Source organism: Leisingera sp. ANG-M1 (assembly GCF_000813745.1).
In the GTDB taxonomy this organism is placed as follows: domain Bacteria; phylum Pseudomonadota; class Alphaproteobacteria; order Rhodobacterales; family Rhodobacteraceae; genus Leisingera.
In genome coordinates, this window is record NZ_JWLC01000006.1 from 137,171 (window position 1) to 158,330 (window position 21,160).

27 protein-coding genes are annotated in these 21,160 nt (G+C 64.1%); 14 read left to right on the forward strand and 13 right to left on the reverse strand.

Annotated features, from left to right (window positions below):
- Nucleotides 1-5 precede the first annotated feature (5 nt).
- Nucleotides 6-770 carry a uracil-DNA glycosylase gene (locus RA19_RS04425; protein WP_039159922.1) on the reverse strand — a complete coding sequence of 255 codons (765 nt, stop codon included), beginning with the start codon at nucleotides 768-770 and terminating at the stop codon, nucleotides 6-8.
- A gap of 154 nt (nucleotides 771-924) precedes the next feature.
- On the opposite strand from RA19_RS04425, the gene RA19_RS04430 reads away from it, so the two are divergent.
- From RA19_RS04430 to RA19_RS04455, 6 genes are read left to right on the forward strand one after another with little or no spacing between them, the layout of a single operon-like run.
- Nucleotides 925-1,887: an aspartate carbamoyltransferase catalytic subunit gene (locus RA19_RS04430; protein ID WP_039159924.1), complete on the forward strand. Its 963-nt coding sequence runs from the start codon at nucleotides 925-927 to the stop codon at nucleotides 1,885-1,887.
- A 5-nt stretch (nucleotides 1,888-1,892) separates the two neighbouring features.
- A complete protein-coding gene (locus RA19_RS04435; protein ID WP_039159925.1) occupies nucleotides 1,893-2,426 on the forward strand; it encodes a hypothetical protein in 534 nt (177 codons plus the stop codon).
- Entirely contained in the window at nucleotides 2,426-2,809 is a 384-nt protein-coding gene (locus RA19_RS04440) for a hypothetical protein (RefSeq protein ID WP_039159926.1), read from the forward strand. Before RA19_RS04435 ends, RA19_RS04440 begins: the two co-directional genes overlap by 1 nt.
- Nucleotides 2,806-4,116, forward strand: a complete 1,311-nt coding sequence (gene pyrC / locus RA19_RS04445) for a dihydroorotase (RefSeq protein WP_039159927.1) — start codon at nucleotides 2,806-2,808, stop codon at nucleotides 4,114-4,116. The genes RA19_RS04440 and pyrC overlap by 4 nt, the downstream gene beginning before the upstream one ends.
- On the forward strand, nucleotides 4,116-4,721 hold the full coding sequence (gene plsY, locus RA19_RS04450) for a glycerol-3-phosphate 1-O-acyltransferase PlsY (protein WP_039159928.1): 606 nt from the start codon (nucleotides 4,116-4,118) through the stop codon (nucleotides 4,719-4,721). The genes pyrC and plsY overlap by 1 nt, the downstream gene beginning before the upstream one ends.
- Complete coding sequence (locus RA19_RS04455) at nucleotides 4,718-5,002, forward strand: hypothetical protein (RefSeq protein ID WP_241479020.1); 285 nt, start codon at nucleotides 4,718-4,720, stop codon at nucleotides 5,000-5,002. Before plsY ends, RA19_RS04455 begins: the two co-directional genes overlap by 4 nt.
- Here RA19_RS04455 and lfb1 read toward each other — a convergent pair.
- On the reverse strand, nucleotides 4,992-5,345 hold the full coding sequence (gene lfb1 / locus RA19_RS04460) for an LIC10280 family protein (protein WP_039160254.1): 354 nt from the start codon (nucleotides 5,343-5,345) through the stop codon (nucleotides 4,992-4,994). The genes RA19_RS04455 and lfb1 overlap by 11 nt on opposite strands.
- 241 nt (nucleotides 5,346-5,586) lie before the next feature.
- On the opposite strand from lfb1, the gene RA19_RS04465 reads away from it, so the two are divergent.
- The 5 genes from RA19_RS04465 (at nucleotide 5,587) to RA19_RS04485 (ending at nucleotide 8,512) form a co-directional block, all read left to right on the forward strand.
- Nucleotides 5,587-6,063 carry a YHS domain-containing (seleno)protein gene (locus tag RA19_RS04465; RefSeq protein ID WP_039159929.1) on the forward strand — a complete coding sequence of 159 codons (477 nt, stop codon included), beginning with the start codon at nucleotides 5,587-5,589 and terminating at the stop codon, nucleotides 6,061-6,063.
- Between the two features lie 124 nt (nucleotides 6,064-6,187).
- Entirely contained in the window at nucleotides 6,188-6,724 is a 537-nt protein-coding gene (locus RA19_RS04470; RefSeq protein WP_039159931.1) for a GbsR/MarR family transcriptional regulator, read from the forward strand.
- Between the two features lie 53 nt (nucleotides 6,725-6,777).
- A complete protein-coding gene (locus RA19_RS04475; protein ID WP_039159933.1) occupies nucleotides 6,778-7,215 on the forward strand; it encodes a hypothetical protein in 438 nt (145 codons plus the stop codon).
- Nucleotides 7,216-7,233: 18 nt separating this feature from the next.
- Complete coding sequence (locus RA19_RS04480; RefSeq protein WP_039159934.1) at nucleotides 7,234-7,617, forward strand: hypothetical protein; 384 nt, start codon at nucleotides 7,234-7,236, stop codon at nucleotides 7,615-7,617.
- 25 nt (nucleotides 7,618-7,642) lie between these two features.
- A complete protein-coding gene (locus RA19_RS04485) occupies nucleotides 7,643-8,512 on the forward strand; it encodes a fatty acid desaturase (RefSeq protein ID WP_052261635.1) in 870 nt (289 codons plus the stop codon).
- On the opposite strand, the gene RA19_RS25655 is transcribed toward RA19_RS04485, so the two are convergent.
- The 6 genes from RA19_RS25655 to RA19_RS04515 all read right to left on the reverse strand — a co-directional run bounded on the left by RA19_RS25655 (nucleotide 8,460) and on the right by RA19_RS04515 (nucleotide 13,496).
- Entirely contained in the window at nucleotides 8,460-9,002 is a 543-nt protein-coding gene (locus RA19_RS25655) for a carboxymuconolactone decarboxylase family protein (RefSeq protein WP_052261636.1), read from the reverse strand. The genes RA19_RS04485 and RA19_RS25655 overlap by 53 nt on opposite strands.
- Nucleotides 9,002-10,372 (reverse strand): glutamate--cysteine ligase, encoded by a 1,371-nt coding sequence (locus RA19_RS04495; RefSeq protein WP_039159936.1) that lies wholly within the window; start codon nucleotides 10,370-10,372, stop codon nucleotides 9,002-9,004. Before RA19_RS04495 ends, RA19_RS25655 begins: the two co-directional genes overlap by 1 nt.
- Before the next feature lie 65 nt (nucleotides 10,373-10,437).
- Nucleotides 10,438-10,965, reverse strand: a complete 528-nt coding sequence (locus RA19_RS04500) for a hypothetical protein (protein WP_039159939.1) — start codon at nucleotides 10,963-10,965, stop codon at nucleotides 10,438-10,440.
- Between the two features lie 120 nt (nucleotides 10,966-11,085).
- A complete protein-coding gene (locus RA19_RS04505) occupies nucleotides 11,086-11,940 on the reverse strand; it encodes a GNAT family N-acetyltransferase (protein WP_039160263.1) in 855 nt (284 codons plus the stop codon).
- A gap of 168 nt (nucleotides 11,941-12,108) precedes the next feature.
- Entirely contained in the window at nucleotides 12,109-12,771 is a 663-nt protein-coding gene (locus RA19_RS04510; RefSeq protein ID WP_039159941.1) for a hypothetical protein, read from the reverse strand.
- Entirely contained in the window at nucleotides 12,771-13,496 is a 726-nt protein-coding gene (locus RA19_RS04515) for a 16S rRNA (uracil(1498)-N(3))-methyltransferase (RefSeq protein ID WP_039159944.1), read from the reverse strand. The genes RA19_RS04510 and RA19_RS04515 overlap by 1 nt, the downstream gene beginning before the upstream one ends.
- A gap of 12 nt (nucleotides 13,497-13,508) precedes the next feature.
- On the opposite strand from RA19_RS04515, the gene ubiA reads away from it, so the two are divergent.
- From ubiA to RA19_RS04530, 3 genes are read left to right on the forward strand one after another with little or no spacing between them, the layout of a single operon-like run.
- Entirely contained in the window at nucleotides 13,509-14,471 is a 963-nt protein-coding gene (gene ubiA, locus RA19_RS04520) for a 4-hydroxybenzoate octaprenyltransferase (protein WP_039159945.1), read from the forward strand.
- 60 nt (nucleotides 14,472-14,531) lie between these two features.
- Entirely contained in the window at nucleotides 14,532-16,424 is a 1,893-nt protein-coding gene (locus RA19_RS04525) for an OmpA family protein (RefSeq protein WP_039160265.1), read from the forward strand.
- Nucleotides 16,421-16,735 carry a hypothetical protein gene (locus RA19_RS04530; RefSeq protein WP_039131391.1) on the forward strand — a complete coding sequence of 105 codons (315 nt, stop codon included), beginning with the start codon at nucleotides 16,421-16,423 and terminating at the stop codon, nucleotides 16,733-16,735. The genes RA19_RS04525 and RA19_RS04530 overlap by 4 nt, the downstream gene beginning before the upstream one ends.
- A 327-nt stretch (nucleotides 16,736-17,062) precedes the next feature.
- Here RA19_RS04530 and RA19_RS04535 read toward each other — a convergent pair whose 3' ends face one another.
- From RA19_RS04535 to uvrC, 5 genes are all read right to left on the reverse strand, one after another.
- Nucleotides 17,063-17,509, reverse strand: coding sequence for a molybdenum cofactor biosynthesis protein MoaE (locus tag RA19_RS04535; protein ID WP_039159947.1), 447 nt, complete (start codon nucleotides 17,507-17,509; stop codon nucleotides 17,063-17,065).
- Between the two features lie 4 nt (nucleotides 17,510-17,513).
- The gene (moaD, locus tag RA19_RS04540) at nucleotides 17,514-17,759 is read right to left on the reverse strand and encodes a molybdopterin converting factor subunit 1 (RefSeq protein ID WP_039133948.1); all 246 of its coding nucleotides are present in this window, start codon (nucleotides 17,757-17,759) and stop codon (nucleotides 17,514-17,516) included.
- Nucleotides 17,759-18,430, reverse strand: a complete 672-nt coding sequence (pgsA, locus tag RA19_RS04545; RefSeq protein WP_039159951.1) for a CDP-diacylglycerol--glycerol-3-phosphate 3-phosphatidyltransferase — start codon at nucleotides 18,428-18,430, stop codon at nucleotides 17,759-17,761. Before pgsA ends, moaD begins: the two co-directional genes overlap by 1 nt.
- Nucleotides 18,431-18,568: 138 nt before the next feature.
- Nucleotides 18,569-19,180: a DUF922 domain-containing protein gene (locus tag RA19_RS04550; RefSeq protein ID WP_039159953.1), complete on the reverse strand. Its 612-nt coding sequence runs from the start codon at nucleotides 19,178-19,180 to the stop codon at nucleotides 18,569-18,571.
- A 70-nt stretch (nucleotides 19,181-19,250) separates the two neighbouring features.
- A complete protein-coding gene (gene uvrC, locus RA19_RS04555; protein WP_039159955.1) occupies nucleotides 19,251-21,131 on the reverse strand; it encodes an excinuclease ABC subunit UvrC in 1,881 nt (626 codons plus the stop codon).
- Between the last annotated feature and the right edge of the window lie 29 nt (nucleotides 21,132-21,160).

Genomic DNA, 21,160 nt, shown 5'->3' on the forward strand with positions numbered 1-21,160 from the left:
CCTCCTCAGGACAGGGCGCCCAGCCGCGCCTTCAGCTCCAGCAAGTCCGCCCAGGCCATCCGCTTCTGATGCGGCTGGCGCAACAGGTAGGCCGGGTGGAACATCGGCATAACCGGCTTGCCCCAGGCCTGGTCCCATTGGCCGCGCAGCCTTGTGACGCCGCGCTTGCCCAGCACCGCCTGGCAGCTGATGTTGCCCATCAGCACCAGGATATCCGGTTCTGCCAGCGCCACGTGCTGTTCCAGGAAGGGCGTCAGCATGGCGATCTCCGCCGGCAGCGGATCACGGTTCTGCGGCGGCCGCCAGGGCAGAACATTGGTGAGATAGACGCTCTCCGCCCGGCTGAGCCCGATCGCCTCCAGCATCTTGTCCAGCAGCTGCCCGGCGCGGCCGACAAACGGCTTGCCCTGCAGGTCCTCATCGCGGCCCGGCGCCTCGCCGATGATCATCACCCGGGCGCCCGGCTGCCCGTCCGAGAACACCAGATTACGCGCGCCGCGCTTCAGATCGCAATGGCTGAACCCTTCCATCGCCTCGCGCAAGGCCGGCAGGGAGGCTGCCCCCCTGGCGGCTTTCTTGGCCACATCAACAGGGTCCGCTTCCTTGGGCTTGGGCGGCGGTGCAGGGGCGGCGCCCGGTTTCGGCTTCGGCGCCGCCTGCTCCAGCCCGTAGCGGTCGACCGGCTGGTCGCACAGCGCCTCGGTGGCACCCAGCTCCGCCTGCCACTCCAACAGCGCTTTGGCGCTCCAATAATCCAATGCCGATTCCATGCGCCCAAGCTACCCCGCCTGCTGGACAAGCGGAACACCTCCCCTTTCATCTTGCTGCAAATACTCAAATTCCCCGGCTTGCGGCGCAGCCGGCCGTTGCCCGCCCTGCGCGCCCCGCCTATAAGAGCCCGCAAATCACGCGGAGCTGCCCCATATGTCCTTCGAACACCGCCACCTGCTCGGCATCGAGACGCTGAAGCCGCATGAAATCACCGCGATCCTCGATCTGGCCGACGATTATGTGGCGCTGAACCGCCGCCCCGAGAAGCATTCGGACGTGCTGGCGGGGCTTACCCAGATCAACATGTTCTTCGAGAACTCCACCCGCACACAGGCCTCGTTCGAACTGGCGGGCAAGCGGCTGGGCGCCGATGTGATGAACATGGCGATGCAGGCCTCCTCGATCAAAAAGGGCGAGACCCTGATCGACACCGCCATGACGCTGAACGCAATGCACCCGGACCTCTTGGTCGTGCGCCACCCGCATTCCGGCGCCGTGGACCTGCTGGCACAGAAGGTGAACTGCGCAGTGCTGAACGCCGGCGACGGCAAGCATGAGCATCCGACCCAGGCGCTGCTCGATGCCCTCACCATCCGCCGTTCCAAAGGCCGGCTGCACCGCTTGAACATCGCCATCTGCGGCGATATTGCCCATTCCCGCGTCGCACGGTCGAACCTGATCCTGCTCGGCAAGATGGAAAACCGCATCCGCCTGATCGGCCCGCCGACCCTGGTGCCCGGCCAGTTCGCCGAGTTCGGCGCCGAGATCTATGACGACATGCGCGAAGGCCTCAAGGACGTGGACGTGGTGATGATGCTGCGGCTGCAGAAGGAGCGTATGGACGGCGGCTTCATCCCCTCGGAGCGCGAATACTACCACCGTTACGGGCTGGATGCCGACAAGCTGGCGCAGGCCAAACCCGACGCCATTGTTATGCATCCCGGCCCGATGAACCGCGGGGTTGAGATCGACGGGACGCTGGCGGACGACATCAACCGCTCGGTTATCCAGGAACAGGTCGAGATGGGCGTCGCCGTGCGGATGGCCGCGATGGACCTCCTGGCCCGCAACCTGCGCGCCGAGCGCCAGGCCCCTAATCAGAGCCAGGCAGGCTGAGCCGCTTGGAAAGCGTCATCCATATCCCGGCAGGCGAGCGCGGCGTTATCCGGTTGTTTGCGCTCGACATGCGGCCCGAGCAGGCGGCGTTCCTGAAAGAGCCCGGCGCGCTGGCGCAGGTATTGGGCATTGAAACGCTGGACATGGATCAGGCGGAGGTCTTCCCGGTCTCTGACCTCGAAGACATCGGCCTAACCGGCTACCTCACCGAAGGCTGCGGCGTCCCCCGCGCGCAAATCGAGGAAGACCGGGAGATGCTGCAGGGGCTGGAGGGCCATGTGCTGCTGATCCGCTCCCGCGCCTTTGATGGCAAGGAGGTGCGGCTGACCCCGGCCGAGCAGATCGTGCTCAAGGGCACCTATGGCGAGCGCCGGACCAATTGGAGCGCCACGCCTGCAAGTGCGGAAAGTGCCAAACCCTATTCTGCGCCGAGGCTCTCCCCGCGCCAGGCCCGCTCGCAGGCCCGCCGCATTGGGGCCACGCTGTTTGCAATTGTCATGACCCTGATCGCCTTGGCTGTCTGGGCGCTGGTGTTCTGATGGAGGAAACCTCTTTCACGCCGGACCGCAGCGCCTATATCCGGGCACACGCCTGGATAGCCGCGATTGGCATGGGCGGCGCAATGGCCCTGTTGTGGGCTATCGGCAGCCCGCATATCTGGACTGGCGCTGTTGGCGGGCTGGCCGCAATCGGCCTGCGCGGCTGGTACATGGCCAGCGAGGAGCTGGCAGTGGTCTGGACCCTGACCAAAGAAACCCTGACCGGGCCCGCCGGACGCTCTGTTCAGGTCAGCGAGATTGAAGCTGTCAAAACCATGGGCAGCTACGTGCAGATCATTACCAAGAGCGGCGACAAGCACCTGATCAAATACCAGGCCGACCCGGCCGCGACCCTCAACGCAATTGAAAGAGCCAAGGCATGACCACTCTGTTCATCAACGCCCGCCTGATTGACCCGGAAGCAGGCACCGATACGTCCGGCGCGGTTCTGGTCCGGAACGGTCGGATCGCGGCGGTTGAGAAAAATGCTGCCAGCCCTGAACAGCTGCTGGCGGCGCATGGCGTCAAGACGGAAGAGGCCGCCATTCAGGACTGCGGCGGCAAATGCCTCGCACCCGGGATTGTCGATATCGGCGTCAAAGTCTGCGAGCCGGGCGAGCGGCACAAGGAAAGCTATAAGTCCGCAGGTCTCGCGGCGGCGGCGGGCGGTGTCACCACCATCGTCACCCGCCCCGATACCGCGCCTGCAATCGACAGCCCGGAAACGCTGGAGTTTGTCACCCGCCGCGCCCAGGCGGATACGCCGGTCAACGTGCTGCCGATGGCGGCGCTGACCAAGGGCCGCGAGGGCCGTGAGATGACCGAGATCGGCTTCCTGATGGATGCCGGCGCAGTGGCCTTTTCCGACTGCGACCACGTGGTGGCCAACACCAAGGTGTTCCAACGCGCCCTCTCCTATGCGCGCTCTTGCGGTGCCTTGGTTATCGCGCATCCGCAGGAGCCGGTTCTGAGCAAGGGCGCCGCCGCGACCAGCGGCAAGTTTGCGGCGCTCTACGGCCTGCCCGCGGTGTCGCCTATGGCGGAACGGATGGGGCTGGACCGGGACATTGCCCTGCTGGAGATGACCGGCGCCAGATACCATGCCGACCAGATCACCACGGCGCGCGCCCTGCCCGCGCTGGAACGCGCCAAGGCCAACGGGCTGGATATCACCGCGGGCACCTCGATCCATCACCTGACGCTGAATGAACTGGACGTCGCTGGCTACCGCAGCTTCTTCAAGGTGAAGCCGCCGCTGCGCTCCGAAGACGACCGGCTGGCGGTGGTGGAGGCAGTGCGCTCGGGCCTGATCGACATTATCTCCTCGATGCACACGCCGCAGGACGAGGAAAGCAAGCGGCTGCCGTTTGAGGAAGCGGCCGCCGGCGCAGTGGCGCTGGAGACGCTGCTGCCGGCAGCACTGCGCCTGTACCATGCGGAACTCTTGGACCTGCCCGCCCTGTTCCGCGCCATGTCGCTGAACCCGGCAAAGCGCCTGGGGCTGGAAAGCGGCCGCCTGGCAGCAGGCGCGCCCGCTGATCTGGTCCTGTTCGATGCGGATGTGCCTTTTGTGCTCGACCGCTTCAAGCTGCGCTCGAAATCGCAGAACACCCCTTATGACGGCCAGCGGATGCAGGGTCGGGTCGAAGCGACATTTGTGGCGGGCGAACCCGTTTACCGGAGGGACTGATGCCAGTTATCGAAAGCTCTGCCGCGGTTCTGATTCTGTGGGCGGTGATCGGCTATGGCCTGGGGTCCGTGCCCTTTGGCATGGTGGTCACCAAGGCGTTCGGGCTGGGCAACCTGCGCGAAATCGGCTCCGGCAATATCGGCACCACCAACGTTCTGCGCACCGGCAGCAAGGCCGCCGCGGCGCTGACACTGCTTTTGGATGGCGGCAAGGGCGCGGCGGCGGTGCTGCTGGCCCGCTTTCTGGCCGGCGAGGATGCAGCGCAAATGGCCGGCCTCATGTCCTTCCTCGGCCATTGCTTCCCGGTCTGGCTGGGGTTCAAGGGCGGCAAGGGCGTGGCAACGTTCCTCGGCCTGATGCTGGCGCTGGCCTGGCCGGTGGGCATCGCCTGCTGCCTGACCTGGCTGGCGGCAGCGGCAATCAGCCGGATCTCCTCGATGGGCGCCCTGGTCTCAGCTGCCTCGGGCGCGGTCTGGGCCTTTGTGTTGGGCTACCAGCCCGTGGCCCTGCTGGCAGTGCTGCTGGCAGCGGTGGTCTATAACCGCCATTCGGCCAATATCGCCCGGCTGCGCGCAGGCACCGAGCCGCGGATCGGCCAGAAGTGAACCAAGAGGCAGGCAAAGGCGGGCTGGACGCGTTTCTGGCCGCCTTTGACGCACTGCCGCTGGGCGGTTTCACCGGAGCTGCCAACGGGCGCAAATACACCGTCACCCGCGAAAACCTGGCAGGCGGCAAAGCCCAGAAGCTGGTGGCCCGCGAGCTGGGCGGCACGGATTACATCAGCCTCAACCTCTACCGGCTGGACTCCGGCGCGCTGCTGAAGCCCTGCGAGATGCCGGAGGAGAAAGTGGTCCGCTTCGTGCTGGCGCTGGAGGTTACGGGATAAGCCGCTCCAGGGCGCGGCCATTGGCCCAGGTACCATGCAGCTCACCGCCGGGCATCCGCACATAGACCACCGGATGCGTCTGGCCCCAGTCGACCCAAACCACGTCGCCATTGCGCGAGCCAGTGCCGGAGTAGCTTTGCCCGGCAATGCTCCATTGCATCTGCACACTGCCGCCGCTGTCCTGGATTTGCACGGTGCCGGTATAGCTGCTGCCGTCAGGGTTGCGGCCTTCGGCCCGGTAGACGCCGCTGACGCTTTGCGCAAAGGCCGGGAGCGCGGCCGCGGTGAAAACGGCTGCAACCCCAGCCAGAAAACCGCGGCGGGCGGAAAGTGAACCTGTCATCCTCAACTCCATGTTGCCTGCTGCCATACTGGCTGGAGAAGCCCCGCCTGTCACCCGTTCTGCGCAGGAATGCACAGGCTGCCATGGCCTGGCGCACATTCAAATTGAGTTGTTTTGAACGTGATCAACCGGCTCTCCACATGGGTTCCGTGACCCGCAGCATACCGCGGCACACATGGTGAAACGCCGGCCAGGCAAGCAATTCGGAACACCCTGGCCGGGATTTGAAAGGACGGGACCCATGAACAAAGTAAAGGCACTGATCAGCGGTGTGGCTCTGTCGGTTGCGATGGCAACCTCGGCACTGGCGGCAGGCGTTGAGATCAACGCATCCTCCACCGGCTTGGCAATGCAGGGCTATGACCCGGTCGCATATTTCACGGACGGCGCCCCCACCAAGGGCAGCTATAAAATCACTACCATTTACAATGACGCAATGTACCGCTTTGCTTCCGAAGAGCACAAAGCGGCTTTTGAGAAGAATCCCGAAGCCTACCTGCCGGCCTATGGCGGCTACTGCGCCTTTGGCACCGCAATGGGCTTCAAGTTCGACGGCGACCCGAACCACTGGAAGATCGTCGACAACACCCTGTACCTGAACCTGTCGGCTGACATCCAGGAACGCTGGGAAGGCGACATCCCGGGCATGGTGAAGAACGCCAACGCCAACTGGGAAGACATCGCCGACAAAACCCCGGCGGAGCTGCAGGCGCAGTAAGGCATTCGCCGCCACTCACATGCGAACAGCCGGCGGCAGGGCAACCTGCCGCCGGTTTTTCTTTGTCTTGACACGACTCGGATTTTCTAATTTTCTGTCATTACAGAAATTTCAGGATACCGTGATGAAACTGACCCCCGCGATGCAGAACTTTATCCTTCACTGGGGCGAGATGGGCACCCGCTGGGGGGTGAACCGTTCCGTCGCGCAGATCCATGCGCTGCTGCATATCGCCTCTGATCCGATGACCGCCGATGAGATCTGCGAGGTGCTGGGGCTGGCGCGATCCAACGTCTCCAACGGGCTGAAGGAGCTGCAGGCGCAAGGGCTGGTCAAGGTGAGCCGCCAGCTGGGCGACCGGCGCGATCACTTCACGTCGATCCGCGACATGTTCGACCTGGTTGATGCAGTGATTGCGGCGCGGCGCGAGCGCGAGTTTGCCCCCACCCTGCGGGCCCTGGACGCGGTGATGCAGGAGGCCGAAAGCGACAGCACCCCCAAGGCGGTCAAAGAGCGCATGGGCGAGACCCTGCGGGTGATGCGGATGTTTGACGACTGGTACACGGACTTCGCCCGCCTGCCCCGCTCGGTGCATCTGGCGGTGCTGAAACTGGGCGCCAAGGTGGCCCGGTTCCTGCCCGGCGGCAAACAGACGGAGTAAGTGCGGACCTGCAGCGGCCCTGGTGGAAAAAATTTTGCGAGGAAATTTCTCTAATGACAGAAATAACTGCAAGAACTGGAAGTCCGCTCTACAAGGATGTCCGCACCAGCCGTCATTTGGTCGACCCCGTCGCCTTTGCTCTGGCCATGGCCGGGGGTCCGTTGACCACTGGTCTATTCGGAGCGCCGCTCCTGATCCCGCCCTTTGCCGCAATTTTCGGCGGCCCGCTTTACCTCGTGATCGGTGTTCCGGTCATGCTGAATTACATGCGGCGGCACCGCCCGGCTCCCGGAAAATGGGCGCAGCTGGCTTTCCTGACTCATCTCGTGATCTTCACGCCAATCTTGCTACTGGCGCTTGCCACCGATGGAAACATTGACGGCCCCAGTGCTTTTCTGCTGTTCGGCAGCGTCTTTGCCCCCATCTGGGGCGCCGTTAGCGGCCTGCTCTACCGCCGTTTCGAACGCGATTTCTACAAACAGACCATTTGACTTGGAAAGGAACACATCATGCTGATCGAAATCGGAATTTACCTGGGGCTTGGCGTGCTGATGCTGCTGGCGATGGTGCTGATGATCCTGCGGATCGGGACCCTGCTTGGCGACTGCCCGCAGTCCGGGCGCGCCGCCAAAGCCGGGGCAGTCACCATCGCCACCGGCTATGCCATGGTGGGTCTTGGCGGCGTCATCCTGATCGGTGCCGCAATCCCGCTTCTGGACATGGATACCCTTGGCTTGCTGCCTGCGCTTGGTCTCGCGGCAATCTGCCTTGGCCTCGGGTTCTCCCACGCAGTTGCCACCCTGCGGGCAGTGGTCCGGGAAGCCTTGCAAGGCGGCCAGCGCCCTCAATCCTCCAAGCCTGAACCGCAAGACGCGGCTGAACAGCCTGCCTGAACCTCCCGCCGCAAAGGAGACCGCTATGTGCCCGCCTGTTTCCCGTGAATCGGCGCCCCTCAATGTGGGCTGGCAGGATCTTCTGCCAGTCTCCCGCCGCCAGCGCTGGGGGGAGCTGACCTTGCCGCTGCCCTGGCTGGCGCTGTCATGGGTACTCTATGCCTCCCCGCTCTGGCCGCTGGGTGCCGCGGGCAGCTTCATGTTCTTCCTCTGCGCGCTGCGGCTGAACCATGAGGCGATCCATGGCAACCTGGGCCTGCCGCGCCATGGGGATGTCGCCGTGCTTCATATCCTCAGCGCCCTGATGTGCGGCTGCAACTGCTCGGTCGCCTGGAGCCATATGCAGCATCACCGCCATTCGATGGGACCCGGTGACATCGAGGGGCATTGCGGCCATATGACAGCATGGGAAGTGCTGCGCTACGGGCCGCGGTTTCCGGTGGATCTGATCCGGGGCTGCTGGGCCCAGGGCGGTGCCAAATGGCGGCGGCGGATGCTGCGGGACGGGTTTTGCGTGGCGCTGGCAGCCGGGCTCTGCCTATGGAGCGGCCAGCGGTTCCTGCTGCTGCATCTTGCGGCAATGGCTGTGGCGCAATGCATGACTGCTTTCTTTGCGGTCTGGATCACCCATCAGGGCACCGGCACTTCGGGCCTGGCAGCGCGCAGCCAGCGCGGGGTTCTGGCAAAGGCCGCCTATCTGATGTTCTACCACCGCGAGCACCATCTGTTTCCTAAGGTGCCGGTCAGCCGGTTGCCGGAACTGGCAGACCGGCTGGATGCCCAGGTGCCTGGCTATGCCGCCAGCCGCCTGCCGGTGGTGCCTTGGCTCGACAAAGCCAGCGTCAGGGCGCGGGCGGGAAATGCGCATCCGGTTCGGTCTGCGCCAGGCGGTTGAAACTGTTGGTGAAATGGCAGTGGGCGATCTCGGCCACGATGGCCACCAGCTGACTGTGATCAAAGCCGTCCGCCCGGGCCTGTGCCAGCTCCGCATCGCTGAGCTGGCCGCCGGTCTCCACCAGCCTCCGGGTCAGGCGCTGCAGCTTGGCCGGGCGACTGCCGCCCTCCAGCAGTTCGCCCTTGGCCACCCGGGAGATCATCTCCATGTCGACACCCCGGGCCTGGGCCATGCCCAGATGCGCCGGCACACAGTAGTGGCAGCCGTTCTGCACCGCCATGTCCATGCAGATAACCTCGCGGTCCTCGGCTGACAGGCCGCAGTTGTCGAGCGCTGCCCAGAACGACAGGAAGCCCTCCAGCACCGCCGGGTTATGGGCCATCGCGTCAGAGATGTTCAGCCTGCGCCCCCACATTTTGGCGACCCTGGCCTGGGCCGCCGCCTGTTCCGGGGTTTCCGCGTCCTTGGCGACCGGCGGGATCCGCTGCATCAGTAAGCGAACTCGCCATAGATGCGGCTGAGATCTTCGCCCCAGGCGCCGTTGTAACGGTCCAGCAGCTCGTCGGCAGGCACTTTGCCGCTTTCGAGGCTGTCCTTGAGGGCGTTGAGGAAGTGGGTCTCATCCGGGACCAGCCCGCCCGCGCCCGGCTTGTGCCGCGCCTTCAGGCCGCTTTCCGAGATCGCCACAACTTCGCGGGCCAGCTCGTGCATATCAATGCCGCCCACCTTGGCCTGCAGCCCCTGCTCAGACGCTGCAACCCGCAGCGCCTCCCGGGTTTCTTCGTCCCAGCCCTTGACCAGATCCCAGGCCGCGTCGAGCGCCGACTGGTCATAGGTCAGGCCAACCCAGAAGGCCGGCAGCGCGCAGAGGCGGCGCCAGGGGCCGCCGTCGGCGCCGCGCATCTCGATGAATTTCTTGATGCGGGCTTCGGGGAAGATGGTGGTCAGGTGGTCGGCCCAGTCCGACAGTGTCGGGGTCTCGCCGGGCAGCGCGGGCAGCTCGCCCTTCAGGAAGTCGCGGAAGGACATGCCAAGCGCGTTGATGTACTCGCCGTTGCGGTAGACGAAATACATCGGCACATCGAGGGCATATTCGACCCAGGCCTCGAAGCCGAAGCCTTCTTCGAACACAAAGGGCAGCATCCCGGTGCGGTCAGCGTCCAGGTCGCGCCAGACGCGGGCACGCCAGGACTTGTGGCCGTTGGGCTTGCCGTTCAGGAAGGGCGAGTTGGCGAACAGCGCGGTCGCCACCGGCTGCAGCGCCAGCGCCACCCGCAGCTTTTGCACCATGTCGGCCTCGGAGGAGAAGTCGAGGTTCACCTGCACGGTGCAAGTGCGGCGCATCATGGTGGTGCCCATGGTGCCGACCTGCTGCATGTAGCCGTCCATCAGCTTGTAGCGTCCCTTGGGCATCAGCGGCATGTCTTCATGGCTCCAGACCGGAGCGGCACCCAGGCCGATGAAACCGACGCCGATCTTGTCGGCGATATCCTTGACGTCGCGCAGGTGGGCGTTCACCTCGTCGCAGGTCTCGTGGATGGTTTCCAGCGGTGCGCCGGACAGTTCCAGCTGGCCGCCCGGTTCAAGGCTGATATTGGCACCGTCCTTGGTCAGGCCGATCAGGTTATCGCCTTCGATCAGCGGCGCCCAGCCGTGGGCGTCGCGCAGGCCTTCCAGCACCGCCTGGATGGACCGTTCACCGGCATAAGGCAGCGGTTTCAGTGTGTCCTTGCAGAAGCCGAACTTCTCGTGCTCGGTTCCGATGCGCCAGTCTTCCTTGGGCTTGCAGCCGTCAGCAAGATATTCGGCAAGCTGTTCGTAACGTTCGATCGGCCCGCCGCCGGACTGGGGAATGGACATGCCTGGCACTCCGTCCTGTTAGGTCTGTCTTGAAGGGTCAGTGGTGGGCGGAATCGCGCCCGGTGTCAATGCAGCCTGTGATGTTCCGGCCGGCTGGGGGAACGCTCCCAGATCACGACCTGGTGAGGGCCGCCCTTGCGCAATTCCGACAGCATCCGCTCGGTCCTGAGGCCCGGCAGCGCGGCGAAAACATCAAACAGCGCCTCGTTTCCTTCCGCATTCACGGGAATCGCCAGCGGCGGCTGGCCGGGCTGCTCCAGCAGCCAATGAGGCGGTTTGGCGGATTGATCCAATGCCAGCCGCTCAAGCTCGGACGAGGCCACCGCGCCGCCGGTGAGCGGACCGAAATAGGCGATCTGGCCTTCGTCCACCCGCACCACGCCCGGGCCGCCGGTGCCGCGCCTGAAGCGCATCCGCTGGGCGCCGATAATTGCGGTCACCAGCCCGGCGGCCACCAGCGCCCAGCCGGAAATGGCGGTGAAGCCATTGGCGGAAAACGCCCATTTCAGCCCCAGCAGGAACATCAGAACTGCGGCGATCACTTCGCGCCAGCGCCACAACTGCGCGCTGGCTTCCGGGCGGATGAAACTCATGGTTTCGCCTCATTGCAAATTCGGGCAGGCCCAAGCGCCTGCCCTCCTCAATGTGAGGCGCCGCAGCAGCAGTTACAATGGCCGCCGCGGCATTTACCTGACGCTGACGAAGCTTGCGGCCTAGTTGACGGCGACCGGAGCATCGAATTCAATGATCCGGTAGTCGCCGATCCGTTCAAATCCGAGTTTCTGATAAGCCCGAATCGCCGCGGTGCCGGAGGCGAACAGGATCGCTTGCTGCACCCCTTCCTCACGCGCTTCGGCCAGATGCAGCGCTACCGCGCGGCGGGCAAAGCCGCGGCTGCGCTGGCCAGGCGGAGTGTAAACTCCGCCGATCTGCACAGCCTCCGGCAGCACCGCGTTGAATGCGGTCATCGCCACCGGCAGCCCGCCCAGCTCCAGGATCCGGCCGCGGCCGCTGTCCACGAGCGCTTCGGCCCGCGCGGTGGAGCGCTGGCGGATTTCCGGCAGGTCGGTGGAGCCGAAAATTTCCTTGTCATAGGCATGGCGCCATTCGGTGATCAGCGGCACGTCCTCAGCGTGCATCGGGCGCAGGGTGCTGCCGCCGGATGGCATCTGCAAGTCCCTGAGCTGAAGGCTGAAATGCGGCTCTTCGTCGGAAAAGCCGATCTGTTCCCGGTCCAGCTCCAGCGCCATCAGCAGCCTCTCAGCCTGCCCCGCCTCACCGCTCAGCGAGGAAATCTGCCGCACGGAGAGTGCCTGCCGCAGCGCAGGCCCATCCCCCGGTGCGAACTCCGGCGCTTCAAACATGAAATAGCCTGCCTCGGTCAGGCCGAAAACGCCGGTGACTTCCCCGTCTTGAACGCTCAGCCACACCGTAGTGGCCTTGGGGTTGCCAGAGGCGTTCAAACCGTAGTCGCGGAGATTGCCCGACAGGAACATGGAGGTTGCAACCCGCGGCGCCAAAAACGCCTCAATCGCCTGCAAGTCCCCCTGTGACGCTTTGCGAATCATCGTGCCCTCCATGATCTGATCCAGCTGCAGCAATGCCGCCCGAAGGGCAGCCCATGCCGAGCATGTTATGGCGGCAGGGCCGTTTCAACTCCAGGTTGCGGCCAATTTAGCAGGAATTGGTTTCCAGAGTCTGAGCCTGGCCAGAATTGAAATCACAATAGGCGAGGCTCAATCGCTCAGGCTGCCGCTCCTGAAAACACCCGCATAAGGCGCTTCAATCGCTTCAAACTGCATCGAGGAACAGTCCAGAAGAAGCTCGCGCCCAACGGCAGTCTTGCGGAAAAGCCTGGCGCCGCTGCACTCGTAGCACTCCAGCAAGCTGGAAATTTTTCCGCGCTTCTCCTCAACTTCTTTTCTCAATACAGCCTGGCTTTCGTAGGAAATGCCTGCGTATTTATGGTTTATACAGTGAAACCAGTTTTTACGCATGGTATCCTGCTTCAGCCCGCAACTCAGCTCAATCACCCCAGCGTCACTCATCGAATGACGAAATGTCAGTGTTTCCGGGTCCAGAAAGTACCCGCCAGCTTCTAAATCGAGCAGTCCAGTACGGAATTCCAGAGCCGTGAAATAAGGTGCGATGCTTAAAGCCGTGAAGACATCAGGTGTACCTCTGTGCATCGCGCTGTAGATAAAGTACTTGCCGTCGGGGGACAAAGCACAGGCAGTTTCAAAGACCCTCGTCTTCACCCATTGCCCCGGTACAAACTTATCTCCGTCTGTATCCCAAGCAATCAATCGGTACAGGCTGTTCTTAGCGCGGTAGAGTACGGCCGCTGACGAATTTTCCTCCGCAAAAAACAGATGCAACTCGCGGCGCGGCGCCTCCATTACCAGTCCCCCAGCGCCTGCTGCCACAGCGTCATCGCCGCGACCGCCGCCGTGTCGGCGCGCAGGATGCGGGGGCCGAGGCTGACGACATGAGACTGCGGCAGGGCGTGCAGGCGTTTGCGTTCGGCTTCGGAAAAGCCACCTTCAGGGCCAATCAGAATGGCCCAGGGCGCGCCTGTCTGCGTCTCCGCCGCCAGTTGCAGTGCATTGCCCACTTCGGCCTCGTCGCAGAACATCAGCTGGCGCTCGGCGGGCCAGTGGTCCAGCAAGCGGGACAGCTTCTGCAGCTCCGCGACCTCCGGCACATAGGTGCCGCCGCATTGCTCGGCCGCCTCCACCGCATGGGCCTGCAGCCGGTCCTGACGGATGCGCTCGGAGTTGGTGAACTCGGTCTGCACCGGCAGGATGCGGGCAGCGCCCATCTCGGCCGCTTTTTCGACGATGAAATCGGTGCGCGCCTTTTTGATCGGCGCAAACATCAGCCACAGGTCCGGCGGCAGCTGCAGCCGCTTGGTCAGTTCCTTGCAGACCAGCGTGCCGCCGCGTTTACCTGCCTCGGCGACCTCGGCCAGCCACTCGCCGTCCTGGCCGTTGAACAGCGCTACCGGGGCGCCAGCCGCCTGCCGCATCACCCCGAAAAGGTAATGCGCCTGGTCACGATCCAAGGGAACCGATTGCCCTGCCCCCAATGGGTGCTCTACATACAGTCTGATTTTTGCACTCATGGGGTCCTACATATGCAAGGCCAGAAGCCAGCACCAGAGGGTCAGGTCGCAGATGCGGTCAAGGGAAACTGGGTCGACACATATGCTCCGGAATGGACGCGGCCCTATCTGCGGCTTTCCCGCGCCGACCGCCCCATTGGCACCTGGCTGCTGCTGATCCCGTGCTGGTGGGGGCTGGCCCTCGCCATTCTGGGCACTCAGAACCCGCGATGGGAGGATTTGTGGATCGCCATTGGCTGCGCGGCAGGCTCCTGGCTGATGCGCGGTGCGGGCTGCACCTGGAACGACATCACTGACCGCAAGTTCGACGGCCAGGTCGAGCGCACCCGCTCGCGCCCGATTCCGTCGGGCCAGGTCACGGTGAAGGGGGCGCTGGCCTGGATGGGGCTGCAGTGCCTGCTGGGCCTCGCGATCCTTTTGAGCTTCAACCAGGCGGCTATTGCCATGGGCGTGCTGTCGCTCTTGCCGGTGGCCGTCTATCCCTTTGCCAAGCGCTTCACCTGGTGGCCGCAAGTGTTCCTGGGGCTCGCCTTCAACTGGGGTGCCATGCTGGCCTGGGTGGCCCATACCGGCAGCCTTAGCTGGCCGCCGGTGCTGCTCTATCTGGCCGGCATTGCCTGGACCCTGTTTTATGACACCATCTATGCGCACCAGGACACTGAGGACGACGCCCTGATCGGGGTGAAATCCACTGCCCGGCTGTTCGGCACCGAAACACCTATGTGGCTGCGCCGCTTTATCGTACTGAAGGTCAGCCTGATGGCGGCGGCGGTGATCCTGGCGATGCTGGACAGCGCATCGGTGCTGGCGCTGGTGCTGGCTTTGGCCGCCCCTTGGGCGATGGGCTGGCATCTGACTTGGCAACTGCGCGCCTTTGACGCGGAAAACAACCAGAGGCTTCTGCAATTGTTCCGTCTCAACCGGGATACCGGCCTGATTCCGCTCATCTTCTTTGTGCTGGCGATGTTCGCGTGATTGAACCGGGGCCCGCGGCAGGGTATGAGCCGGTAACTTGAACTGGGAATGAGCCGCCATATGCGCTTGTCATCTCTGTTGATCCCGGGCCTGGCCTTTGCCGCCGCCGCAGGGCTGAGCCTCGTTGCTGCCGGATTTGCCGTGACAGCAGTGGAGCAGGGCACCGAACGCGCCGTGCGCGGCACGCTGGATGAAAACGGCTATACCTGGGCAGAAGTGACGGCTGACGGGCTGCAGGTGCTGCTGGAAGGCACCGCACCGGACGAAGCCACCCGTTTTTCAGTCAAATCTCTGGCCGGCACAGTGGTCGACGCAGCCCGGATCCTGGACGGCATGGAAGTGCCTCCGGCCGATGGCTTGGCGCCGCCGCGGTTCTCGGCGGAGATCCTGCGCAATGACCGTGGCATTTCGATCATTGGCCTGATCCCCGCAGGATCCGGCCGCAGCACGCTGGTCGCCGAGCTGGAAGGGCTGGCTGGTGCCGGCAGTGTCACCGACCTGCTGGAGACGGCAAAGTATGAGACCCCCGAGGGCTGGTCCGGCGCAATGGACTTTGCCGTGGAGGCGCTGAAACTGCTGCCCCGGGCCAAGATTTCGGTGGCGGCCGGCGCGGTCTCGGTCACGGCAATTTCCGACAGCAGCGACGCCAAGGCGCGGCTGGAGGAACAGCTGGGCCGCAAGGCCCCGCCCGGCCTGCGGCTGGCACTGGAGATTGCCGCGCCGCGGCCGGTGATCACCCCGTTCACGCTGCGCTTCCTGCTGGATCAGGAGGGCGCCTCTTTCAACGCCTGCTCGGCGGAAAGCGAGGAGAGCCGCAACCGCATCCTGGCGGCTGCCCGGGCTGCCGGCCTGCAGGGCGAAGCCGATTGTGTGATCGGTATGGGCGTGCCCTCGCCGAACTGGGCAAAAGCAGCCGAGCTGAGCATCGCAGGCCTGGCGGAGCTGGGCGGCGGCTCGGTGACCATAGCCAATGCCGACATCACCCTGGTCGCCTCTGAAGGCACCGCGGAAGCGCAGTTCGACCATGTGGTTGGCGAGCTGGAAAGCGCCCTGCCCCGGGTTTTTGCCCTGCACGCGGTGCTGCCTGCACCCGAAGCGCAGGAGGCCAGTGCGATCCCGGAATTCACCGCCACTCTCAGCCCCGAAGGCCAGGTGCAGCTGCGCGGCCGGCTGTCCGACGCAGCGCTGCGCACGGTGGCGGACAGCTATGCCAAGGCCCGCTTCGGTTCGGACAATGTGCACACCGCTGCCAGAATTGCCTCCGGGCTGCCTGCAGACTGGCCCGTACGGGTGCTGGCCGGACTGGAGACGCTCTCCTATTTGCAGCGCGGCGCTGTGCTGGTGACGCCGGACTCGCTGGAATTGCGCGGCATGAGCTACAGCAAGGACACGCCCGCGGACATCGCCCGCTTCCTGTCTGCCCGGCTGGGCGAAGCCGAGACCTACGGGCTCGACATCACCTATCAGGAACCGCCGGAGCCCGAGGACAAACCGCTGGCGCCGGAACTCTGCGAAGCACAGCTCGCCAGCGCCCAGAGTGAAAGCAAGATTGCCTTTGAACCGGGTTCGGCCACCATTGCCGCTGCCAGCGCCGGCACCATGGACCGGATTGCCGGGATCCTGGGCCGCTGCGGCCCGGTGCGGCTGGAAATCCAGGGCCATACCGACAGCCAGGGCCGCGAGGTGATGAACCAGAACCTGAGCCAGGCTCGGGCACAGTCGGTTCTGAACGAGCTGCGGGCGCGGCGGGTGGTGACCTCGACTTTTGCCGCCAAGGGCTATGGCGAAAGCGAACCGATTGCCGACAACGGAACCGAAGAGGGCCGCGAGGCCAACCGGCGCATCGACTTCAAGCTGATCCCTGCGGCCGGTACGGAAGCAGCCGGGACTGAGGCCGCCGCGCAAGAGGCCAGCAGTGAGGCGGATGCCGCACAGGAGACACCAGAGCAATGAACAGAACCGAGTTCATCATCACTACCGCGATCATCCTGTTTGCGGCCTTTGCCATGGGCTGGTTCGCCAACTGGCTGGTGCACCGCTTCACTCGCGTAAGGCAAAGCGACGTCGCTGACCTTGACCGGATGAGTCAGGAGCTGCACGAAGCAGAAGAAACCCGCGACCAGGCGATCACCTACCTGCAGCAGCGCGAGGCGGAGCTGACCAACCAGCTGACCCAGACCGAAGCTGAATTGCGCGCCGCCATGGAAGGCCTGCGCGAAGCCCGCCGCGAAGCTGAAGAGCTGCGCAGCCAGATCCCGCACTGAGATCCGGAGCCGGAGCACTCCCGCGCCTGCAGCACGCACTGGCTGCGCCAGCACGCGCTGAACAGCCTTGGGCCTGGCGCCGCGCTCAGCGCGGCGCGGGCGCGCCCCCCGGCGGGTCAAGGAAGCCGCAGGCCCCGCGAAGGGGCTTGTCCTTGACCCGCCAGCCTTCAAACACAATCGAATAGGGCCTGAACGGGCAAGCCTGCCCGTTCAGGCCTTCTCAGCGAACGTAAAACGCCGCGCGAAGCGCGGCGCCAGGCCCAACAGGCGGAAATCATCTTTGATGATTGATCAACTGGCGGGAGCGCCCTCCCGCCCTGCCCCGCGTTACCAGCGCTTCAGGGCGTCTTCGTCGGCTTCCTTGGCCGCCACCCAGTCCGAGCCGCCGCTGGCCAGGATTTCCTTTTTCCAGAACGGCGCACGGGATTTCAGGTAGTCCATCAGATATTCCGCCGCCTCAAAGGCATCCTTGCGGTGCCGGGCCGCAGTGGCAACCATCATGATGCGCTCGCCCGGAACCAGGCGGCCGTGGCGGTGGATCACCAGCGCATCCGCCAGCGACCAGCGTTTCACCGCTTCCTCCGCAATCGCAGTCAGCGCCTTTTCGGTCATGCCCGGGTAATGCTCGATCTCCATCGCCTCAAGCCCGCCCTGATCCGCGTCGCGCACCACGCCGGTGAAGGTCACCACCGCACCGGCGCCCTCAACACCCGCGGCGAAGGCATCGCTTTCAGCGCCCAGTTCAAACGGCGCTTGCTGGACAGAAATCCGCATCGCGTCAGCCCCCGGTCATCGGCGGGAAAAAGGCCACTTCCCGCACCCCTTCCAAGGAGGCGTCGAAATCGGCAAGATCCTGGTCCAGCGCCACCCGCAGCGCCGTCAGATCGGCAAAGGCCGCGGCATAGCGCTCTTCACGTGCCCGCAATTCCTCGATCAGATCATTCACCGTCGCGGCTGAGGTCTCAACCCGCTCACGCGGAAGGCCGATACGCTCGCGCACCCATGCGAAATAGAGAATGTCCATCAGTGCGCCTCCTTCAGATGCGGCATCGCCTTGCGCATGTAATCGAAACCGGTAATGGCCGTCAGCGCCGCCGCGATCCACAGCAGCCACAGCCCAACGCGGCCGGTCCAGATCATGCCGGCCTCTTTCCAGCGCAGGCCAAACAAGTCTTCCACTTCGCCAGCGATTATCTGGCTGTAAATCTGAGCATCCATGCCAAAGGACGACATCACCAGGTAATGCTCGAAAATCCCCTGCGAGAACAGCGTGGCAATGGCGATCATCTGGGCCGTGGTTTTCCACTTGGCAAGCTTGGTCACCTTCAGCGTGCCTGCGGTATCGCCTAGATATTCGCGCAGGCCCGAGACAAAGACCTCGCGGAACAGGATCACCGTGGCAGGCAGCACTAGCCAGGGGGTCCAGTGTTCGGCTGCATAGCCGACCAGGATCATCAGCGCGATCACCACCATCGCCTTGTCGGCAATCGGGTCCAGCATCGCGCCCATCTTGGTCTCCTGCCCCCAGGCCCGCGCCAGGTAGCCGTCGAACCAGTCGGTGACTGCGGCGCTGATGAACAAGAGCAGTGCAAACCAGTCCGCATAGGGCCGCGAGAAGTAGAGGAACATCACCGCGAGGCCGGGCGCAGCCACCAGCCGCAGCAGGGTGAGGATATTTGGCAGGGTCCATTTCATGCGGGCACATTATCCGGCTGTTTCGAAAGTGGAAAGCGGCCCTGCGCAAAATTCGGCCCTCAGCTGCCGGGCGCGTGAAAATACCGCAAACCCGGATCGCGCCTTCGTGATCCGCCCCGCCGCTCAGAAAGCCGGTCTTCAGGCGATGGAGGTGTCCAGCAGCGCCCCGTGCCGTTCGCCGTGATGGCTGGAATGGTCGAATTTCCGGTGCACCTCGTTCAGCCGGTCCCGGTCCAGGAAAATATGGTTATGGATCACCCGCACCAGGTCTTCCTTGGCCAGCTTCAGGGCCTCCGCTTCGGTATCCGCCAGCGCCTTGCCCTTCAGCTTGTTCAGTTCCTTGGCAATTTTCTCGCATTCCTTCTTGGCCTTATCCACATGCTGCGCCTCATGCGCCAGGCAGCAGGCATAAAAGCGGTACCACTCGATCAATGCCCGGGACGACAGCCCGCTGACAGAGCGTTTCGGGCAGCGGACGGTTGGATGCAGAACCAGCTTAAGAGCCGAGACCTTGGCGGTCATCTCGAACCAGCCGGTCTTCTTGTCGATCCTGGGCTTGCCGTCCGCCGCGTATTTCCCTTTGGCGGTCAGGCATTCCAGTTCGGTGGTGGTCAGAAAGGCGACTTTCTTGTTGTCGTTGGGGTCTTTCGGCCCCTTGCTTTTGATGCTCTTGGCGATGTCGGGCAGCGTCTTTCCCGACACGGAATAGGTGTCGTAGACAACGGTCTTTACGGTCAGGGATACGGGCATAATTCCTCCGGGCAGTAAATGGCTGCCCGCAAAACCTAGCACGATCGAAGTCTAGTCCAAAATTTCCGGCCTATCCTTGCGCATGGAAGTGGTCATAGATCCGCTCGGCCAGGGCTTCCGAGATCCCCTCCACCGCCTTGAGGTCAGCGAGGTTGGCCCGGCTCACCGCCTTGGCGCTGCCGAAGTGGGCCAGCAGCGCGCGCTTGCGCGAGGCGCCGACGCCGGGCACCTCGTCCAGCGGCGTCGCGCTCAGTGCCTTGGCGCGCTTGGCGCGGTGGGTGCCGATGGCAAACCTGTGCGCCTCGTCCCGCATCCGCTGGATGAAATAGAGCACCGGGTCATTGCGCTGCAGGGCAAAAACGGGCGCGCCGGGACGGTAGAACTCTTCCTTGCCGTGATTCCGGTCGACGCCTTTGGCAACGCCCACCATGGGAATGTCCTGCACCCCGTGCTCTGCCATGATCTCTGCCACCGCCGAGACCTGCCCGGCCCCGCCGTCGATCAGCAAAAGGTCGGGCCATAGCCCCTTATCGCGGTCCGGATCTTCCTTCAGCAGGCGCGAGAAGCGGCGGTTCAGCACCTCTTTCATCATGCCGAAGTCATCACCCGGCACTAGATCATCGCCCTTGATGTTGAACTTGCGGTACGCGTTTTTCATAAAGCCGTCCGGCCCCATCACGATCATGCCTCCCACCGCATTGGTGCCTTGAATGTGGGAGTTGTCATAGACCTCGATCCGCTGCGGCGGGGCTTCCAGACTGAAGGCTTCAGCCAGCCCGCGCAGCAGTTTTGCCTGGGTCGCGCTTTCGGCCATGCGGCGGGCCAGGCTCTCACGGGCATTGCGCACGGCAAAAGCCACCAGCTCGGTCTTCTCGCCGCGCTGGGGCACCAGAAGCTCCACCTTGCGGTCAGCCTTCTCGCTCAGCGCCTGTTCCATCAGATCGGCGTTCTCGATGCCATCCGAAAGGATCAGCTGCCGCGGCGGCTCCTTGTTGCTGTAGAACTGGCCCAAGAAAGCTTCCATAATCTCCGCCGGGCTCATATCGGCATCCACCCTAGGGTAGAAATCCTGGTTGCCCCAGTTCTGATTGGCGCGGATGAAGAAGACCTGGACGCAGGCCTGCCCTGACTCAAGGTGCAGGCCGACGACATCCGCTTCCGCCACGCCGCGGGGGTTGATGCCCTGGCTGGACTGCACCTGGGTCAGCGCCTTGATCCGGTCGCGCAGGGCGGCGGCGCGTTCGAACTCCATCGCCTCCGAGGCCGCCATCATCTGCTCAGCCAGCTCCTCCTGCACCTTGGTGGACCGGCCCGACAGAAATCGTTCGGCGTCGCGCACGCTGGCGGCATAGTCCTCTTCGCTTATCAGCCCGGTGCAGGGCGCGGTGCAGCGTTTGATCTGATACTGCAGGCAGGGCCGGGTGCGGGTCTCGAACATGGAGTCCGAGCAATTGCGCAGCAGGAACGCCTTTTGCAGCTGATTAAGCGTCCGGTTCACCGCGCCCGCGCTGGCGAAGGGGCCGAAGTAACTGCCCTTCTGCTTGCGGGCGCCGCGGTGCTTTTTGATCTGCGGAAAAGCGTGATCCTTGGCGACCAGAATATTGGGGAAGCTTTTGTCATCGCGCAGCAGCACGTTGTATTTGGGTTTCAGCTGCTTGATCAGATTCTGCTCCAAAAGCAGCGCCTCGGTTTCCGTCCGCGTGGTCAGGAACATCATCGAGGCGGTGAGCGCGATCATCCGCTCAATCCGCGGACTGTTGCCCGGGCGGGTGTAATTCGACACCCGCGCCCTGAGATTGCGCGCCTTGCCGACATAGAGCACCCGGCTGTCGGCATCCAGCATCCGGTAGACACCCGGCGAACTGTCGAGCGTTTTCACATAGTCCTGGATCACGGCATAGCCGGTGCGGGGCGGCGAATCCTGAGGGGCTTCGGCAGGCTGGTCGTTCATGCGCCCAGACATACGATTCCCCGCCTCCG

Bases quoted from the DNA above. Each gene is read 5' to 3' on its own strand.
- RA19_RS04425 (WP_039159922.1), bottom strand. From the start codon at position 770: ATGGAATCGGCATTGGATTATTGGAGCGCCAAAGCGCTGTTGGAGTGG.
- RA19_RS04430 (WP_039159924.1), top strand. From the start codon at position 925: ATGTCCTTCGAACACCGCCACCTGCTCGGCATCGAGACGCTGAAGCCG.
- RA19_RS04440 (WP_039159926.1), top strand. From the start codon at position 2,426: ATGGAGGAAACCTCTTTCACGCCGGACCGCAGCGCCTATATCCGGGCA.
- pyrC (WP_039159927.1), top strand. From the start codon at position 2,806: ATGACCACTCTGTTCATCAACGCCCGCCTGATTGACCCGGAAGCAGGC.
- plsY (WP_039159928.1), top strand. From the start codon at position 4,116: ATGCCAGTTATCGAAAGCTCTGCCGCGGTTCTGATTCTGTGGGCGGTG.
- lfb1 (WP_039160254.1), bottom strand. From the start codon at position 5,345: ATGACAGGTTCACTTTCCGCCCGCCGCGGTTTTCTGGCTGGGGTTGCA.
- RA19_RS04465 (WP_039159929.1), top strand. From the start codon at position 5,587: ATGAACAAAGTAAAGGCACTGATCAGCGGTGTGGCTCTGTCGGTTGCG.
- RA19_RS04470 (WP_039159931.1), top strand. From the start codon at position 6,188: ATGAAACTGACCCCCGCGATGCAGAACTTTATCCTTCACTGGGGCGAG.
- RA19_RS04475 (WP_039159933.1), top strand. From the start codon at position 6,778: ATGACAGAAATAACTGCAAGAACTGGAAGTCCGCTCTACAAGGATGTC.
- RA19_RS04480 (WP_039159934.1), top strand. From the start codon at position 7,234: ATGCTGATCGAAATCGGAATTTACCTGGGGCTTGGCGTGCTGATGCTG.
- RA19_RS04485 (WP_052261635.1), top strand. From the start codon at position 7,643: ATGTGCCCGCCTGTTTCCCGTGAATCGGCGCCCCTCAATGTGGGCTGG.
- RA19_RS25655 (WP_052261636.1), bottom strand. From the start codon at position 9,002: ATGCAGCGGATCCCGCCGGTCGCCAAGGACGCGGAAACCCCGGAACAG.
- RA19_RS04495 (WP_039159936.1), bottom strand. From the start codon at position 10,372: ATGTCCATTCCCCAGTCCGGCGGCGGGCCGATCGAACGTTACGAACAG.
- RA19_RS04500 (WP_039159939.1), bottom strand. From the start codon at position 10,965: ATGAGTTTCATCCGCCCGGAAGCCAGCGCGCAGTTGTGGCGCTGGCGC.
- RA19_RS04505 (WP_039160263.1), bottom strand. From the start codon at position 11,940: ATGATTCGCAAAGCGTCACAGGGGGACTTGCAGGCGATTGAGGCGTTT.
- RA19_RS04510 (WP_039159941.1), bottom strand. From the start codon at position 12,771: ATGGAGGCGCCGCGCCGCGAGTTGCATCTGTTTTTTGCGGAGGAAAAT.
- RA19_RS04515 (WP_039159944.1), bottom strand. From the start codon at position 13,496: ATGAGTGCAAAAATCAGACTGTATGTAGAGCACCCATTGGGGGCAGGG.
- ubiA (WP_039159945.1), top strand. From the start codon at position 13,509: ATGCAAGGCCAGAAGCCAGCACCAGAGGGTCAGGTCGCAGATGCGGTC.
- RA19_RS04525 (WP_039160265.1), top strand. From the start codon at position 14,532: ATGCGCTTGTCATCTCTGTTGATCCCGGGCCTGGCCTTTGCCGCCGCC.
- RA19_RS04530 (WP_039131391.1), top strand. From the start codon at position 16,421: ATGAACAGAACCGAGTTCATCATCACTACCGCGATCATCCTGTTTGCG.
- RA19_RS04535 (WP_039159947.1), bottom strand. From the start codon at position 17,509: ATGCGGATTTCTGTCCAGCAAGCGCCGTTTGAACTGGGCGCTGAAAGC.
- moaD (WP_039133948.1), bottom strand. From the start codon at position 17,759: ATGGACATTCTCTATTTCGCATGGGTGCGCGAGCGTATCGGCCTTCCG.
- pgsA (WP_039159951.1), bottom strand. From the start codon at position 18,430: ATGAAATGGACCCTGCCAAATATCCTCACCCTGCTGCGGCTGGTGGCT.
- RA19_RS04550 (WP_039159953.1), bottom strand. From the start codon at position 19,180: ATGCCCGTATCCCTGACCGTAAAGACCGTTGTCTACGACACCTATTCC.
- uvrC (WP_039159955.1), bottom strand. From the start codon at position 21,131: ATGAACGACCAGCCTGCCGAAGCCCCTCAGGATTCGCCGCCCCGCACC.